Genomic DNA, 16,245 nt, shown 5'->3' on the forward strand with positions numbered 1-16,245 from the left:
GAATTTTGGACTTGTAGTGAGATTGTCGAACTATTGGCGGTTTGGGCCGCATTGTTTCGAAGGTAAAGAGGCAGCGGAATGAAACGGTGGCAGGCGGTGATGGAGTTTGTTTTGCTGGCCGCCGTCTGGGGCGGCTCGTTTTTGTTTATGCGGGTGGCGGCTCCGGAGTTTGGCCCGGTGTGGCTGATTGAGCTGCGGCTGGTGCTGGCCAGTGCGGTGCTGGTGCCTTTGGTGATGCGGCAGGGAAAATGGCAGGCTGGCCTGACCCTCTGGCGACCTCTATTGGTAGTGGGAGTGCTCAACTCGGCGCTACCCTTTGTGCTGCTGGCCTCCGCTACCCTGACCCTACCGGCAGGGTTGACCTCCATTTTGAATGCTACAGCGCCGCTGTTTGGCACGGCGATCGCCCTGATCTGGCTGCGGGAGCGCTACTCAGTGGCGCAGTTTGCGGGCTTGGCGATCGGGTTTGTGGGAGTGGTAGTGCTGCTGGGCTGGCAGCCAACGCTAGATGCCAGCGGCTTTGGGCTGGCGGTGGTGGCCGGGCTGAGCGCGGCCTGCTGCTATGCGATCGCGGCCCCTTATGTGCGGCACCACCTGGCTGAGGTGCCGTCTCTGGTAATTGCGGCTGGTAGTCTGACGGGGGCATCGCTGGTGCTGGTGCCGCTGCTGCCGTTTACAATTCCTGAGGTAATGCCCTCGGCCCAGAGTATAGCGGCGGTTGTGGCCCTGGCCCTGCTGTCTACGGCCCTGGCCTACCTGCTGTATTTTCGGCTGATTGCTCACCTGGGTTCGACCCGAGCGCTGACGGTAGGCTACTTAATTCCGCTGTTTGCCATGGTGTGGGGAGTGCTGTGGCTGGGCGAAACGGTCACCCCCTCAATGGGGCTGGGCTGCGGGCTGGTGCTGCTAGGCACCGCGATCGCCAATCGTCCTCCTCGCCAGCCTGCGCCTGTGCTTCCCTCCGGCCCTGGTGCCGCTAATTCTGAGACTAGAAAACGCCACCCCTAGGCGCTGACAACGGGCGATCGCCTCACCTCTTTTATCTCCTTATCCCTCCCATTTCCACCCCTCCCTTCTGCCGCCAGTCTCTTTTACAATGGCCCTATGGCAAAAGAGACCCACTACCAAACCCTCGAAATTGACGAAACGGCGACCCAGGCGGAGATTAAGCGCGCCTATCGTCGTTTGGCCAAGCAGTTTCACCCTGACAGCCAGACCAGTCAGGCGTCGCACGATCGCATTGCCCGCATTAACACGGCCTACGAGGTGATTGGTGACCCGTCGCGGCGCACGGTCTACGACCAGCAGCGCCAGGGGGTGGCGGCGGTGGACCCGGTAGTGAGTGCTGCCAACCGGGCCAGGCGTACGGCTGACGCACAGGAGGTGTATCGCTACGCGCGGGAGGCAACGCAGTCGTCTGAGGCGCGGGAAGATGCGTGGCTGAAGCTGGTGTATGGTCCGGTGGACAGGCTGTTGGGCAAGATTATGTCTCCGCTGCGGGCAGAGATTCGCAAGCTCTCGGCTGACCCCTTCGACGATGAGCTGATGGAGGGGTTTATGGCGTATTTAGAGCAGGGTCGCACGTGGTTGGGGCAGGCCCAGGGCAAGTTTAATTCGATGGCGAACCCGGCGAGTACGGCGGGGGTGGCGGCCGATGTGTACCACTGTCTGGGGCTGCTGGAGGATGGTCTGGATGAGCTGGATCGCTTCACTATGAGCTACGAGGAGAGCTACATCCATACCGGAACGGAGCTGTTTCGGCGGGTGAAGCAGATTCGGGCGGAGGCGAAGGAGCGGGTGAAGGGGTTGGTATAGGGTACGTCCCCGTAGGGGCAAACGGTTGTTTGCCCTCACCAAATTTTTGCTGCTGATAACCTCATGGATGATTATGAACAGGGGTGGCTGGCAAAAGGCCAGATCTACCGCTGGGGACATTTCGATTGTCCCCAGACCCCCTCGACCAGGGCCGTGCCGCCGCCCTGGACCCAACGGAAAGGATGGATTGATGGGCCAGTTTTAACCTCTGTTTTGCGAATGGGCTTGTTGGTAGATTCGAGGAGCCATCATTCAACCCGTAGGATGCATAACGCTAGGGCGGGGCTCCGCCAACGCGCAGCAATGCACCATTTCAGGGATTCCTCCACAGTGAAATATCTATGAATCAGGGATGGATTTACAGCGATCGCATCACGCCCGCCGAAGCTGGTCTTTCGGTGCTGGATTTCTACACCAATCGCTACCGCCACTCCAGCCGGGAAAAATGGCGCGATCGCATTCTCTCTGGCCAAATTCGTCGGAATGGAATTCCCCTAACCCCCGACGATCGCCTTGAGGCGGGGGAAACTCTGGCCTATCACCGGCCACCGTGGGAGGAACCGGACGCGCCTCTGGAGTTTGAGATCCTGTACGAGGATGAGGATTTGATGGCGATCGCCAAGCCTTCGGGTCTGCCGGTGCTGCCTGGGGGTGGCTTTCTGACCCATACGCTGCTGCACCAGCTCAGGCTGCGCTATCCAGAGAATCCGCCTATTCCGGTGCATCGGCTGGGGCGGGGTACGTCGGGAGTGATGGTGCTGGGGCGATCGCCCCTGGCGCGATCGGTACTGAGTCGGCAGCTGCGAGACTCTACCGCCACCGCCCACGATCCTCAAGCCCCCCACCCAATTCGTAAGACCTACCGGGCGCTGATCGGCCCCAGCAATTTGCCGGATACCTTTACGCTAACGACGGCGATCGGCAAGGTTGAGCATCCAGCGCTGGGGTATGTGTATGCGGCCTCACCTACGGGCTTACCCTCCTACAGCGATGGCAGAGTGCTCCAGCGCTGGCCCGATTCCACTTTGGTAGAAATTACCATCCGCACCGGACGCCCTCACCAAATCCGCATCCACCTGGCGGCAGCCGGGTTTCCGCTGCTGGGCGATCCACTCTATGGGGTTGGGGGGATGCCGATTTGCCCTGAGGGGTTTGAGAATGAAATTGTTCCCGTCCCAGGAGACGTTGGCTACCATCTCCACGCCTTTCGGTTGAAGCTGATACAGCCTAGAACCCAAGAGCCGATGGAACTGGTGTGCCAGCCCCCGAAGGTTCTGGCCTACAAAGGGTTGAGCTAGCCCCCAAGCATTGATAGCCCTTGGGTCTTTGTGACACTTCGATAAAGAGGCAAGGAGGAGCTTGCCATGAAATAAGTTCAAGTGTACTATTCAACTGGTTCCAATGAACTAGGGTGCGTCGCTCAATTTCCCACAACCTCATATTTCATCTTAAGGAAAAGCGCGATCATGAGCCCCTACACAAGATTCAGAGAGGCATCAGACGATAATCAGAGCCGTGGTTGTAGTACAGATTCTTCAACTAGTAGAGCTAGAGAGTCATACGATCGACGGGCCGATGATGCCGATGCAACACTGCGAGATAAGCAAGCTAGCGATCGAGCATCCTACCGAAATTCTTGATTTGTGAAGGATGTTAGCTTTTAGACCAATCCAAGCTTAAAGCTTTAATCAAGACTGAGAAAAAATAGCCGATCGGTTTTTTTAGAATCCTGATCGGTTTTTTTCTACGTGTATAGAGGGGTGGACCTTAGCTTTGGAGCAAAAAATCATGCCGTGGGATGACTTTGTAAATCAAGCTCGACAGTTGAAGGGGCAAGGCTGCAATAGTGCAGAAATCATAAGAGTTCTCAAACAGTATGGAGCATCTGAGGGTGAGGCCCGCCGTGCTTTGCAAGAGATCCAGAAAGACGACCGGAGAAATGTCAATCCCCGCGATTTTTAGAGAAAACCTTTTCTAGACCTTCTCATTGGGCTTATTCGTATGTTTCGTATGTCTTAAGACTGCCCATAAGGTAATCAATGTATTCGACGGCCAACCTCTTGCCAGCCTGGTTAAAGCGTTTAGGTAAATCATTCTCAATGCATTCTTTTATCAAAGAGAACGCCTTTTCGTAAACACTGCGATCTAGCACAAGGGGTATGCCTGGGGAATCCAGAATATCATACCTGCCCCACCTCAGGCAGTGGGAAATCTGCTCTAAAAATTGGTAGATCGAAAAACAAAAGTATCCTACATCTTCATCGCTTAAGTCATGTCCAATCTTGGGAAATGACTCAAGCGCTTCTCGGCCAATTTTTTTTGCCAGAGTCTTAGCTCTATGATTTATCCAAGCCGCGACTAAACTTGAGTCTTCAAGTTCATCCATGAAATTTTGAAGAATTCTTAGCTCACCCTCTTTGCAATCTTTCTCTTGGCTCAATTTAAGCAGATTTTCAGAATCCAGTGTTTGCTCACTATTGCGCTTTAATTCTTCGACTTTCTTGGCGAGCGACGATCTTGCGCCTGCCAGCAATGCTTTTGATTCATCATGGAGATGATCTAGTTTAGGATTAAATTTGTTCAAGGAATGGACTTCCTGCTTTATCCTTGCAAATTTTGCTCCTTGTGATTCGTCTAAATAACCTTTTTGCTGAAGACTTTCTACAAAACTTAGATCGGAGTTGACTATTTCTAATTGATCTAGATTGATTTCCAGAGGTTTAAACGGACGATCTTCAAAAAGCTTTTCTAGCTGATCATCTGGAGAGCCTGATGTTGCAAATAAATCTCGTATTAGAGATGCAAAACCTAGTGTATAGGTTTGCTCATTGATAAGTTTATGACAGTGAAGTTCTTTGAGATTACTTGGCAAGTCAAACGTCATAACTTGAACTGGAATCACTGTCTTGTCTTGTTTCTTAGCGCTTTCCCACTCCCAGTTGACATTTTCTGAATTGACGGCTGAAGGAGTTAGCACAAGCACCACTGCATCGGCAGAATAGATGACATCTAAAATCTGATGTCTCCAAGCCCTGCCACCTCGCATGCCCTCAATATCTCGCCAGACTTGAAATCCTGCCTGCTCCAATTCTGCTTTTAGGCGAGTAACGGCAGCTTGACCATCTTTTCGGGCATAGGACAGAAAAATGGTAGGCATAAAAATTAGCCTATGTAGGATCCATGATGTGCACTGCTGCTTTATCTCTCAGATCTCAGGGAAAACACGGATCATTGCTAAATTAGCATGTAGCCTGGGGAAAGGCTGCTGAAGTCAGGGGTTTTTGACCTTTTTCTACACATTGCAATGGGGGCGTTTTCTCAACGGGGGCGCACCATCAAAAGTTGTTCGGCTCTAGTGAAGCCGTACTTCTTATAAAATGGCTGCATTTCTGGGGTGCAAAAAAGCTGGATACATTCCACCGCAGACAGCCTTGGATGGGTGGTAATGTGCTCGATCAGCTTTGCCCCCAACCCCTGCCCGCGATAGTCTGCCGCCACAATCACATCGAAGACGATCGCACGATACACCCAGTCGGTCAGCACTCGGCAAAAGGCCGCCAATCGCTGTGATTCCTCATCCCAGAGGCCAAAGAGCAGGTCACTATTGCTGAGTAGAGTAGGCACATCGGCCAGGGTTCGCTCTTTGCTCCACCATTCTTGCAAGTACATCTGGTGCAGCTGCTCAACCTGCATTGGGCTGAGCTCGTGGATGAGGGTAAGCATAGGGAGATTTCGATTCTTTACGGTACGGGTATCCTGACCCAATGGCTAAAATAAAGGGCTACGATCAAGAGGTGGCATGGGCGCAAGACCTATCTTACTGCTGATGGCAGGGGCAAACGCTGCCGATACAATGTAGGTATAAATGCGTCGCCAATCCTCCTCTCCTTAGTAAGGCACACGCGAGATCTTAAGGGGCGATCGCAGATTACTAACGTCAGCCAGGCTCAAGGAGCGATCGCCCGAGGCGCGAGCCTTTAGCGTTGCGCTGACACTGATCATCCATAACGGAGGACACCTCCATGAAACTCTCTCTACTAGCCGGAGCCGCAGCCGCTATTCCTGTAGCCTTTGCTATGCCTGTGCAGGCCGAAAATCCGGCCCACGTGCAGCAGCTGCTCGAAACCAACCTTTGTCAGGGCTGCGACCTGTCAGGCGCAGACCTAACCCAGGCCCACATCATTGGGGCCGACCTGCGCGACGCCAACTTGCAGGGGGCCACCCTGGTCGAAGCCAACTTGGAAGGGGCCGATTTAAGCCGCGCCGACCTGACCGGGGCAGATATGACTCGCGCCTTTTTGACCAACGCCCTGCTCCAAAACGCAACCCTCGACGAAGCCAACTTGACCGATGCTTCTGTCTACTTTGCTGAAGTCAATGGAGCCACTTTTCTCGACGCCAATTTGACCGGCGCAGATATCGTGGGCACCCCCATCAGCGTGGGTGGCGACTAGCATTATCTGGTTTGAGTTGAGTCTCGGTAGGCGAGTGGGGCCAGCGCCCCTACTCGTTCCATGACCTATCGTAGTGCGCATTGCGTAGTTTTTAGGTCCATTCATCCTGATTTGCAAGGACAAAGCTAAAAAACCTTGTTTGATCTCTGCTAGAAATCTCTAGAAATTTCTTTGCGGCAGCATTGCACTGATTTGTGAAAGCTTGCCAATCAGGAGAAACAATGCTTGAGAAGTCAGCTATTTCATCCAGCAAGGGCATGATTCGCTGATCTGCGATCAGAAATCCTTCGATTCCTATTACAGCAATATCTCGGAGGCTGCAATCTTCAACGAAGCCGATTGCATATTGCGATGGCATGTAGAGTTCTTCACCGCTAACGATCCCGTACTGCCGATATTGCTCAAAGATATCTGTAGGCATTCAAAACTCTGCTTTCCAAACGAGACTTTCTAGAGTACCGATACAGCATTTAAATGACAGCCCTCGCCCTGGTGCCTGGCTCTGCCTGGCCGCATTGGTTTTGCGGCTCTGCCGCTCATTTTAAGAGGCAAAGCCTCCGACAAGCATTCCCATGCAGAGCACGGGAACGATGGGCCAGCGAATGCTGAACCGACGTGGTTTATACCGTGCTGGTTAGAGCGATCGCCCAGCACACCTCATAGCTACGGCTGTTGAGTTCTCTCCCCGTAGGACAACAATTGCTCGATCGCAGCCAGTCGGTGCTGCCACGATCGCAGTCGGTAGCGGCTGTTGGCAGTGTCGATCAGCACTCCCTGATTCAGCGACTCTTGAACATTAGCGAGTCCGACTTTGACATTGGCTAGGTGGCGACGCGACGGCTCCTGGGCCAGGGTTTCAAACTCGTTGCCCAGCTCGTTGACCGCCTCAACCCAGGGTTCTAGCGTGCCGCGCTCCATCCACAGGCGGTCTTGGGTGAGCAGCCAGCTCCACTCGCGCTGGAGCGCTTCGTAGCGGCTAAAGGCCATAGCGTAGGGCGTGGTGGGGCCAGGCTGCCTAGCACCCTGGGTTTGGGCCAGCACCGCATTCAGCTCAGCATTCAGGTCGGCGGTGGCAAATAGGGCATAGCCGGGGGTGGGCAGGTCGCGGCTGGCCTGCATTTGGTCGAGGGTGGCGGCATTCGACAGGTTGAGCAGGCGAATGCCGGGAATGACCAGGGTAGAGCCAAACGATTCATTCACCAGCCAGGGGGAAACAATCCGCTCAAAGCGGCTGGTGTCGCCCGCGTAGCTCATCAAGACAATCCAGTCGAGATAGTTGGCTCGCGCCCAGGTGCCCCAGTCTTGCTGAATGCGCTGGAGGCGATCGTGCTCGGGGTTGGCAAAGACTGCTGCCGACATGACCAGGCCGGGGCGCTGCCGCCGCAGAGTGCTGGAGATGGTTTCGACAAACGAGGTCACCTGCTGCGTCCGAAATTCGGTCCAGCGCTGCCACAACACCTGCTGCTGAATCTGCTGGTTGCGATCGAGACTGCTGGCGCGAGGATTAAGGGTCAACGGGTCAACTCCGCTGGTGCTCTGAAACCGCCAGCGCGCGACGTCGCCATAGCCGTAGGTGCGGTTGGCTCCTGGGTCTTGGAAGGGGTAGCGAATGTAGTCGAGGTGCAGGCCATCGACCTCGTAATTGGTGACGATTTCGGTCATTAGCCGGGTCAGATAACTGCGCACCTCGGGGTTGGCGGGGTCTAAAAAGGGTTTGTCTTGCCCACGGGGAATCAGGCTGCCGCTGTTGTCGGAACCGGCCCAGGTGGGGTGGCGAGAAATGATCGGGCCGGGGTAGTTGGCAGGCTGGTTGAGCAGGCGGTTGTGGCGCTGGTTGCTTGCCGCAAATACCCACACCCAGGCGTGTAGGGTCATGCCGCGCTGGTGAGCTAGCTCGACGGCAGCAGCCAGCGGATCCCAGCCACTGGTCAGGGGGTTTTGCTCGGGGGCTACTTGGCTGGGGTAAATGGTGTAGCCCGCATTCACGGTTTCAAAGAAGACGGTGTTAATGCCAGCGGCAGCCAGTTTATCGAAGATCGCGCTCAGCCCCTCGGGCGACCTGGCCTGCACAATGGTGCCGCGATCGAGCCATACCGCGCGAATTTCGCCCTGGTCAACGGGGCGATCGGTGGCAAAGTTGTCCCACAGGGCAGTGCGGGCGGCCAGCCAGCGATCGCGCACTTCACCGTGTTTGCCCGCCGCCAGCAGCCCATCCCACTCGTTCAAGAGCTGCTGAGCGTCTTCTAAGGCGGGGTGTAGAAAGGTGCCCTGACTGGCTAGCTTCGCCTGATTGGCGGCGCTCAGCACGGGTTGGCCACCGGGCAGGGTTAGCACCGTTGATGCATTGAGGGAATGGGCCATGATCAGGGCGCTCTCAAAGCGTCCAATCAGGTTTCTAAGCTCCTGCTGCATGGCCAAAAACACCACCGGGCTGGGGGGTCGTCCGGTGGGCGATAGCTCAATTACCGCCGGGGCAATTTGCTCGGCGGGGTCGCCCAGCCCGGTCGCTTCCTCGGCAGTACTATCTGGGTTGACGGATGGCAGCACCCTGAGCCGCTGAGAAGGGGGCAGGGGAGGGATAGCGGGAACGTGCTCAGGCCGCCGACCGGGCCTTGTCCGCGTGGCGGGGGCTAGAGGAGCCACATTTTCGATCGCGTTGGCCGGGTCGATTGCTTCAGTCGGCACTTCGAGATCCAGCACTTCAGGGTCTAGCGCTTCGACCGCAGGTAAGGCAGGGGCATCAGCCTGAGCGTAGACTGGAACGTTGGGCATACCCCAACTCCCGACTAACCCTGCGATGGTCAAAGACCGGCCACAGAGGGCCATCGCCATCAGTAAAAAACCCGGCTGCATCACCCGCTGCGTCACAATGTCATCCCTCCATCACACGGCGCTAATTGTGGCACAGGCCAACCGCTCTGGCGTTGATCCTAGGGGCGATCGCTAAAGAGCAGAACGTAGCGGATCCACAATCCACCACTCAACCGTAGGCGCTGTACCACCCCTTCAGTAAACCCATTAGGCTGGCAGGCTAACCGTAAATGTAGTGCCTGCCCCCACTCGGCTGGTGACTTTGATAGTGCCCTGCTGGAGCTGCACAAACTGCTTTACAATGCTCAGCCCCAGCCCTGTACCGGGAATATTGCTGACGTTTTGGCCCCGGTGAAAGGGCTCAAACAGCTGCCTGCGATCGCCCGGCGGAATGCCAATACCCTCGTCCTGTACTTTAATAATGGCCTGACCTCGCTGCTTGGCCAGCTTCAGCCAGATTGGGCGATCGCCGGGGGTATAGCGAATCGCATTAGACAACAGGTTGTTGAGGATCGATCGCAGCAGCCGCTCATCTAGGCAGGCCAGCACCTGGCGACTGCGACATACCAATTGAATCGGGGCCTGGGGGCGGCGGTAGTCGCCCTCGGCCAGCAGCCCCTGGCAAAAGGTCACCAGGTCCAGCGGTTTGGGGTTGACCTCCAGCACCTTGGCCTCAATCTTGCCGATCACCAGAATGTCGTCGATCATCTGGGTCATGCGCTCGACATTGGCATTGATAGTCAACAGGTAGTCGTTTTTTTCGTCGGGGCGCAGCTGGGTGTCGTAGCGATTCAGCGACGATACGGTTAGCGCGATATTGTTGAGCGGGTTGCGAAACTCGTGGCAAACCATAGAGACAAAGCGCGATCGCATGTCGCTTAGCTGCCGCAGCTGCTGATTCGCCGCCTGTAGCTCGGCGGTGCGCTCCTGCACCTTTTGCTCTAGCTCTTCGTTGGCCCGCTGCAAAACCTCCTCGGCCCAGCGCCGCTGGGTAATATCGCGAAAGGTGACCACCGCGCCAATCAGCTGCCCGTCCTCGTCGCGCATGGGGGTGCTGATATACTCCACCGGAAAACTAGTGCCATCCTTGTGCCAAAACACCTCATTGGCTATGTGTCGCACACTGCCATCCTGAAAAGCTGCGTAGATGGGGCAGGCTTCGCGCTGATAGGGACTGCCGTCAACGAGAGAATGGTGCATCACAGCGTGCATCGACTGGCCAATCAGCTCTTCTGTTGACCAGCCAATCATGTCGGTGGCGGCGGGGTTCACAAAGGTCACGTTGCCGTCGAGATCGAGTCCATAGATACCCTCGCCAACGGCGTTAAGAATGAGCTGGTGCTGGCGACGCAGGTGCTCTAGTTCTTGCCCCAGAGGCGCGGTGGCGGGGGTAGAAGCCTCTCGGGAGGGCAGCCAGTAGGTTTGAGTCATTGCGGTAGCTAGCGTAGTCAGCAGAATTACTTTGAAATAAAATCCACACGTCAGCCCATAACCTTAGCCCTGATCGGCAAACAGGCCACTGCTTAACACCAAGTCATGGCGGAGTGTATCGGTGGATACAACGGCTTGCCTGTTTAAGGTTTACTAAAGAATTATAGATTTGCTAATCGCTTTCAAATAGTAACGGTCCAAAGCGATGTTTTGGTAGGCAGGGCCGAATAAGTTGTCGTTTCTTTTGAGTCTCTAAGTTTACTGTTAACACCTATTTTTCTCGGCAAAATTTGTATGTATAGATTTCGATGATTTGCGTTAGTGAGGTGCAGTTCGTTGCGGCCATCCACGGGTTATAAAGTGTTGTGAAGACCATTCTCATCATTGAAGACGAAGCTCAAACCCGCAATATTTTTCTTAAGTGTTTGGAGTTCGAGGGGTTCCGAGCCGTGGGAGCTAGTGACGGCACCACCGGGGTCACGATGGCGTTGCAGCACGCCCCCGATCTAGTCGTCTGCGACATTATGATGCCCGATATGGATGGCTATTCGGTGCTGTCGGCCCTGCGCAAGGTGCGGCAGACGGCGCTGATTCCACTGATCTTTCTGACCGCCAAAGTAACCATGGCCGACCTGCGCCGGGGCATGGAACTCGGTGCTGACGATTACTTGACCAAGCCCTGCACTGTCGAGCAGTTTTTAGCCGCTATCAACAGTCGTTTGCAGCGTCAGGCCGAGATTCTTGAGTTATACGGCACTGCGCCTGTCAAGTCAGGGCAGCCTACTTCAGCCCCAGAGCCATCTCACCCCATCTTCCCGACCGATCCCAAGCTGGCCAATGTCTTTGACTTCATCGAAGCTCACTACCGCCAACCCATCAGCCTCAAAGATGTAGCTCAGGAGGCCGGGTATTCGCCTGCCTATCTGACCAACCTGGTACAGTCTCACACCGGGCGCACCATCAAACAGTGGATTATTGAGCGCCGTATGGCCCAGGCCAAGACCCTGCTGGCCAAAACCACCCAATCGGTGCGACGCATTGCTGAGGCCTCGGGCTACAACGATGCGGGCTACTTCACCCGACAATTTCGTCAATTTCACGGCATTTCCCCTCAGGCTTGGAGGGAGAGTCTGTAATCAAAATGACAAATAAGTGATTAATTTTGAAATCAAAAATAACTGCTAAAGAAAGTCCTACTATGTCCAAAAAATGATCCAATGTAATTTCAATTGCGGCTTGATAATGTGTCTATTAACTTAGGTGAACTCCCGTTCGCAATCTAGGCAGCGATGGAGATTGAACTTCCTTTTTCCTGTGCTGGATTGGGCGTCTGAGTTTGGTTGGGGAAAGGTTTTTGTCGCGTTCAACTATCCAAATTATGACGATTTCAGCAGTAGCAAAGTCGCTTAGCGACTGGAGCAGTTTGAGTTGCACATCGCCCTCCCTGATGTTGCCGGGCCAACCCTGTAGAGCGTGTGGGAATGTGCACTTTACCAGCGATCATTCTCGGTTCATGGAGACCATGCCCCAGGACCCAGTCGATATGGTCGACGACCTGGTGAAAATGGGCGTTTACAAGCAAAACCAGCTGCGGGCCGCCGACACTGTTAATGCCTACGAGCTGCGCAAGGCACTGTTTCTCAAGCGGGTGGGCCGCAACGACCCCCAGCGCGAAAAGCTGATTCTCGCTCTCTGCAAACAGGCGGGTGGGCTAGAGAACGCCTTTGCCGCCGCCTTTGGCCCGCAGGCGGGTCTGTTCTTTGCCGACTCGGTGCGCAACAGCGGCGCTACCCGTCGCGAGTTTTTGCGCAACATGGCGGTAGGGGCGGCCTTGGTCACGATGGCGAGTTGTGCCAGCGGTAGCGGCCCTGCCACCGAAGATGCCGCCGATGCTCCGGTAGAGGCGGGCGATCTAGAGAAGACCGACATTCAGGTGGGCTTTATTCCCATCACCTGCGCCACGCCGATTATTATGTCGGAACCGCTGGGCTTTTACGAAAAGTATGGTTTTAATGCCTCAGTGGTGAAAATGCCCAGCTGGGGTGCTGTGCGCGACTCTGCGATCGCAGGTGAGCTAGACGCCTACCACATGCTGGCCCCCATGCCCATCGCCATGACCCTGGGCCTCGGTTCGGCGGCCTTTGGCGTCAAGCTGGCCAGCATTGAAAACATCAACGGTCAGGCGATTACCGTCGCCGAGCGCCACAAGGGCAACGTAAACGGTCCCGAAGACTTCAAAGGCTTTGTAATTGGGGTGCCCTTCCCCTACTCGATGCACAACCTGCTGCTGCGCTACTACCTGGCCTCGGGCGGTCTCGACCCCGACGTAGATGTGCAGATTCGTCCGGTACCCCCACCGGACAGCATCGCTCAGCTAATTGCGGGTGACATTGACGCCATGCTAATGCCCGACCCGTTCAACCAGCGGGCGGTCTATGAGGGGGCCGGGTATATTCACATGCTGACCAAGGATCTGTGGGATGGCCACCCCTGCTGCGCCTTTGCCGCCAGCGACACCTGGATTAGCGAAAATCCCAACACCTTCCGGGCGCTGAACAAGGCCATCATTGAGGCAGCGGCCTACGCCCAAGAGCCTAGCAACCGGCCCGAAATTGCGGCGGCCATCTCCGATCGCGCCTTCCTGAACCAGCCTGTCGAGGTGGTCGAGGCCGTGCTCACCGGCACCTTTGACGACGGCCAGGGCAACACCCTGGAAGTGCCCGATCGCATTGGCTTTGACCCCTACCCCTGGCAGAGCTTCGCCAAATGGATCTCATCGCAGCTGGTGCGCTGGGATTTACAGGGTGATGACAAAGCCGCCCAGGAGATCACCGATGACACCTACGACAGTGTAGGCGAAGAGGTGTTCTTAACCGACTTGGCCCGCGAACTGTCTCAGGAACTTGGCCTAAACCCACCCACCGAAACCAACCGGGAAGAAAAGCTGGCCTTTGACACCTTTGACCCCGCGACCCCCGGCGCTTACGTCAAAGAACAAATCGACAAATTTGGCGTGTAGGAGGAGCGCGATCACCTCACCCGGCTAGCGCTAGGCGAGGTGATCGCGTCGCAACGGCGCATATAAGGAGGTATTCACCATGGCGGTTAGTAACGCCACACCGGGTCTAGTGACCACCGAGAAACAGGAACCCCTGTATCTCAACGAGAACGTGCGAGCTTTTGCCCTATTCATGCTTTCCCTAGGGCTATTTCTGCTGTTTTGGGAATTCGGAGCCCGAGCGGGCTGGTTTGTTCAGGGCGTGCCCACCGCTAGCGAAACCATTAAAGAGTTTTGGTGGTGGGTGAGCAACCCTTTCTTTGACAATGGCCCCAACGACCTGGGCATCGGCTGGAATCTGCTGATCAGCCTGCGCCGAGTGGCGATTGGCTATATTTTGGCGTCGCTGGTCGCCGTGCCCCTGGGCATTTTGATCGGCATTTCGCCCGTGGCCTACAAAGCGTTTAACCCCTATGTGCAGCTACTCAAGCCGGTGTCGCCGCTGGCCTGGCTGCCGCTAGGGCTATATATTCTGCGCGATTCTGAGCAGACCGGCGTTTTCATCATCTTTATCTCCAGCATTTGGCCCACGCTGATTAATACCGCCTTTGGCGTGGCCAGCGTCGATAAAGATTATCTCGATGTGGCCAATACCTTAGGGGCTTCGCGCCTGCGCACCATTATTAAGGTGATTATTCCAGCAGCGCTGCCCAACATCGTATCGGGTCTGCGAATCAGCATGGGCATTGCCTGGCTGGTGATTGTGGCGGCAGAAATGCTGCTGGGCACAGGCCTGGGCTACTTCATTTGGAACGAGTGGAACAACCTGTCGATCGCCAATATTTTGGTGGCCATTTTCATCATTGGCCTGGTGGGGCTGCTGCTCGATAGTCTGTTTGCCGCCCTAGAAAAATTCGTTGCATTTGGTCGAAACTCATGAGAACTGCACCCGTGAATAGTGTTGCTTCTATAGATCAACCCTCAGCGGCGTCACATTTGTCGATTCGCAATGTGACCAAGGTCTTCCCCGGCAAAAAGGGCATGTTTAACAAGCTCTCTGGTAAGACCAAGCGCGATTTCGTGGCCGTTCAGGATATCAGCCTCGATATTGAACCCAATACCTTTGTCACCATCATTGGCCCCTCGGGCTGCGGCAAATCGACCCTGCTGAATATGATTGCGGGTCTTAGCCCCATCTCTGGCGGCGAGATTTTGCTGAACGGAATGCCGATTACCGGGCCGGGGCCGGACCGGGGCATGGTGTTTCAAAACTACGCCCTGATGCCCTGGATGACGGTGGAAGAAAATCTACGGTTTGCGGTAGAGACCGTAGATCTGAAGATTTCGCCCAAGCGGCGCGATCGCATCATCAAAGAGCACATCCAGCTAGTCGGCCTCACCGGGGCCGAGCGCAAGCATCCCCACGAACTGTCGGGCGGCATGCGCCAGCGGGTCGGCATTGCTCGCGCCCTGGCGATCAACCCGCAGATTTTGCTAATGGATGAGCCCTTTGGCGCGCTCGACGCCCTGACTCGCGGCTTTTTGCAGGATGAAGTCGAGCGGATCTGGGAACAGGAGCGCAAGACCGTAATTATGATTACCCACAGCATCGAAGAAGCGCTGCTGCTCAGCGATCGCATCGTCATGATGACCCGTGGCCCCGCTGCCCGCGTCGATGAAATTCTAGAAGTGCCCTTCCCCCGGCCCCGCAACCGCGAAACCATTGAGCAGCACCCCGCTTACCACGACCTCAAGGCCGAGATGGAGAGCCACCTGTTCCGCGAGACCCGCGCCGTGGAAGCCGCCCGCATGGGTGGGTAAAGGGGTGGATGGGTGGATGGGTGGATGAACCCTGTAGGGTGCATTAGCGCAGCAATGCACCACTGAGGACTGTTACCCCTCATCCTCAACCTCTCTCATTGGGAAAGAAAATCCAGAATCCCCTGTAGGGTGGGCACTGCCCACCATCCCGCTCTAGGAATGCACAACTCAATTCGGCCCAATTCCCCGTTAATGCTGCCCAGCGGTCGAATTTAAAGAGTGACATTACAACCGCTGGGTTGGTCGGTGGGCAGTGCCCACCCTACCAGCACCAACCGTTTGACCGATTAAACCAACATTTTCTCTAGGTACTCAAGAGGACTTAACTATGACCGTTTCCCCCATTACCGAAAAACTGCTGGCCGCCAAAAAAGCCGCTGGCCTTAGCTTTGCCGACCTTGAAGCCAAAGTCGGCTGCGACGAAGTCTGGATTGCCTCTGTCTTCTACCGGCAGGCCAGCGCCTCGGTCGAAGAGGCTACTAAAATGATTGAGGCGATCGGTGCCGACTCATCCCTAGTCGAGGCCCTGACCGAGTGCCCCGTCAAAGGCGGCCTGGATCCAGTAGTTCCCACCGACCCGCTGATCTATCGCTTCTACGAGATCATGCAGGTCTACGGCATGCCGATCAAAGCCGTGGTGCACGAAAAATTTGGCGACGGCATTATGAGCGCGATCGACTTCACCATTGATGTCGAAAAAGAAGAGGATCCCAAGGGCGATCGCGTCAAGGTGATCATGAACGGCAAATTCCTGCCCTACAAAAAGTGGTAATCCCCTTTCCATCGTCCTAACTCACAATCTCCGTAGGCTGTTGGCCAAGGCTAGCAGCCTTTCCTATGCCCTCCCTTTCGTTTTCCGTTCCCTACATCCCATCTCCCCCACCCGCCTTCTCATCTACCCCTTACTCATCCACC

The 16,245-nt window shown here is 55.7% G+C and carries 14 protein-coding genes; 9 read left to right on the forward strand and 5 right to left on the reverse strand.

What is annotated here, in order from left to right:
* Window positions 1–78 precede the first annotated feature (78 nt).
* The 3 genes from IQ273_RS19620 to IQ273_RS19630 all read left to right on the forward strand — a co-directional run bounded on the left by IQ273_RS19620 (window position 79) and on the right by IQ273_RS19630 (window position 3,113).
* Window positions 79–1,008, forward strand: a complete 930-nt coding sequence (locus tag IQ273_RS19620; RefSeq protein ID WP_194024856.1) for a DMT family transporter — start codon at window positions 79–81, stop codon at window positions 1,006–1,008.
* A gap of 96 nt (window positions 1,009–1,104) precedes the next feature.
* Entirely contained in the window at window positions 1,105–1,815 is a 711-nt protein-coding gene (locus IQ273_RS19625; RefSeq protein ID WP_194024857.1) for a J domain-containing protein, read from the forward strand.
* Between the two features lie 341 nt (window positions 1,816–2,156).
* Window positions 2,157–3,113 carry a pseudouridine synthase gene (locus tag IQ273_RS19630; protein ID WP_194024858.1) on the forward strand — a complete coding sequence of 319 codons (957 nt, stop codon included), beginning with the start codon at window positions 2,157–2,159 and terminating at the stop codon, window positions 3,111–3,113.
* A gap of 695 nt (window positions 3,114–3,808) precedes the next feature.
* On the opposite strand, the gene IQ273_RS19635 is transcribed toward IQ273_RS19630, so the two are convergent.
* Together IQ273_RS19635 and IQ273_RS19640 are read right to left on the reverse strand one after the other, a co-directional pair.
* On the reverse strand, window positions 3,809–4,972 hold the full coding sequence (locus IQ273_RS19635) for a toll/interleukin-1 receptor domain-containing protein (RefSeq protein WP_194024859.1): 1,164 nt from the start codon (window positions 4,970–4,972) through the stop codon (window positions 3,809–3,811).
* A 161-nt stretch (window positions 4,973–5,133) separates the two neighbouring features.
* Entirely contained in the window at window positions 5,134–5,538 is a 405-nt protein-coding gene (locus tag IQ273_RS19640) for a GNAT family N-acetyltransferase (protein WP_194024860.1), read from the reverse strand.
* A 299-nt stretch (window positions 5,539–5,837) separates the two neighbouring features.
* Here IQ273_RS19640 and IQ273_RS19645 point away from each other — a divergent pair, with 299 nt between their 5' ends.
* Window positions 5,838–6,269 carry a pentapeptide repeat-containing protein gene (locus IQ273_RS19645; RefSeq protein ID WP_194024861.1) on the forward strand — a complete coding sequence of 144 codons (432 nt, stop codon included), beginning with the start codon at window positions 5,838–5,840 and terminating at the stop codon, window positions 6,267–6,269.
* A gap of 91 nt (window positions 6,270–6,360) precedes the next feature.
* Here IQ273_RS19645 and IQ273_RS19650 read toward each other — a convergent pair whose 3' ends face one another.
* From IQ273_RS19650 to IQ273_RS19660, 3 genes are all read right to left on the reverse strand, one after another.
* Window positions 6,361–6,690: a hypothetical protein gene (locus IQ273_RS19650; protein ID WP_194024862.1), complete on the reverse strand. Its 330-nt coding sequence runs from the start codon at window positions 6,688–6,690 to the stop codon at window positions 6,361–6,363.
* A gap of 242 nt (window positions 6,691–6,932) precedes the next feature.
* Window positions 6,933–9,137, reverse strand: a complete 2,205-nt coding sequence (locus IQ273_RS19655; RefSeq protein WP_313898173.1) for a family 10 glycosylhydrolase — start codon at window positions 9,135–9,137, stop codon at window positions 6,933–6,935.
* 150 nt (window positions 9,138–9,287) lie between these two features.
* Window positions 9,288–10,511 (reverse strand): PAS domain-containing sensor histidine kinase, encoded by a 1,224-nt coding sequence (locus tag IQ273_RS19660; protein WP_194024863.1) that lies wholly within the window; start codon window positions 10,509–10,511, stop codon window positions 9,288–9,290.
* Between the two features lie 365 nt (window positions 10,512–10,876).
* Here IQ273_RS19660 and IQ273_RS34880 point away from each other — a divergent pair, with 365 nt between their 5' ends.
* The 5 genes from IQ273_RS34880 (at window position 10,877) to cynS (ending at window position 16,102) form a co-directional block, all read left to right on the forward strand.
* Window positions 10,877–11,647 carry a response regulator gene (locus tag IQ273_RS34880; RefSeq protein ID WP_194024864.1) on the forward strand — a complete coding sequence of 257 codons (771 nt, stop codon included), beginning with the start codon at window positions 10,877–10,879 and terminating at the stop codon, window positions 11,645–11,647.
* Window positions 11,648–11,958: 311 nt separating this feature from the next.
* Entirely contained in the window at window positions 11,959–13,530 is a 1,572-nt protein-coding gene (locus IQ273_RS19670; RefSeq protein ID WP_194024869.1) for an ABC transporter substrate-binding protein, read from the forward strand.
* A 79-nt stretch (window positions 13,531–13,609) separates the two neighbouring features.
* Window positions 13,610–14,449, forward strand: coding sequence for a nitrate ABC transporter permease (gene ntrB / locus IQ273_RS19675; protein WP_194024865.1), 840 nt, complete (start codon window positions 13,610–13,612; stop codon window positions 14,447–14,449).
* A complete protein-coding gene (locus tag IQ273_RS19680) occupies window positions 14,446–15,330 on the forward strand; it encodes an ABC transporter ATP-binding protein (protein ID WP_194024866.1) in 885 nt (294 codons plus the stop codon). The genes ntrB and IQ273_RS19680 overlap by 4 nt, the downstream gene beginning before the upstream one ends.
* Before the next feature lie 328 nt (window positions 15,331–15,658).
* The gene (gene cynS, locus IQ273_RS19685; RefSeq protein WP_194024867.1) at window positions 15,659–16,102 is read left to right on the forward strand and encodes a cyanase; all 444 of its coding nucleotides are present in this window, start codon (window positions 15,659–15,661) and stop codon (window positions 16,100–16,102) included.
* Window positions 16,103–16,245 lie beyond the last annotated feature (143 nt).

Source organism: Nodosilinea sp. LEGE 07298, from assembly GCF_015207265.1.
Classification (GTDB): Bacteria; Cyanobacteriota; Cyanobacteriia; order Phormidesmidales; family Phormidesmidaceae; genus Nodosilinea.

What these genes read in the sequence shown, in the direction of transcription:
- IQ273_RS19680 (WP_194024866.1), top strand. Translation starts at nt 14,446, where the DNA reads ATGAGAACTGCACCCGTGAATAGTGTTGCTTCTATAGATCAACCCTCA.
- IQ273_RS19630 (WP_194024858.1), top strand. Translation starts at nt 2,157, where the DNA reads ATGAATCAGGGATGGATTTACAGCGATCGCATCACGCCCGCCGAAGCT.
- IQ273_RS19640 (WP_194024860.1), bottom strand. Translation starts at nt 5,538, where the DNA reads ATGCTTACCCTCATCCACGAGCTCAGCCCAATGCAGGTTGAGCAGCTG.
- IQ273_RS19650 (WP_194024862.1), bottom strand. Translation starts at nt 6,690, where the DNA reads ATGCCTACAGATATCTTTGAGCAATATCGGCAGTACGGGATCGTTAGC.
- IQ273_RS19670 (WP_194024869.1), top strand. Translation starts at nt 11,959, where the DNA reads ATGTTGCCGGGCCAACCCTGTAGAGCGTGTGGGAATGTGCACTTTACC.
- cynS (WP_194024867.1), top strand. Translation starts at nt 15,659, where the DNA reads ATGACCGTTTCCCCCATTACCGAAAAACTGCTGGCCGCCAAAAAAGCC.
- IQ273_RS19625 (WP_194024857.1), top strand. Translation starts at nt 1,105, where the DNA reads ATGGCAAAAGAGACCCACTACCAAACCCTCGAAATTGACGAAACGGCG.
- IQ273_RS19660 (WP_194024863.1), bottom strand. Translation starts at nt 10,511, where the DNA reads ATGACTCAAACCTACTGGCTGCCCTCCCGAGAGGCTTCTACCCCCGCC.
- IQ273_RS19620 (WP_194024856.1), top strand. Translation starts at nt 79, where the DNA reads ATGAAACGGTGGCAGGCGGTGATGGAGTTTGTTTTGCTGGCCGCCGTC.
- ntrB (WP_194024865.1), top strand. Translation starts at nt 13,610, where the DNA reads ATGGCGGTTAGTAACGCCACACCGGGTCTAGTGACCACCGAGAAACAG.
- IQ273_RS19645 (WP_194024861.1), top strand. Translation starts at nt 5,838, where the DNA reads ATGAAACTCTCTCTACTAGCCGGAGCCGCAGCCGCTATTCCTGTAGCC.
- IQ273_RS19635 (WP_194024859.1), bottom strand. Translation starts at nt 4,972, where the DNA reads ATGCCTACCATTTTTCTGTCCTATGCCCGAAAAGATGGTCAAGCTGCC.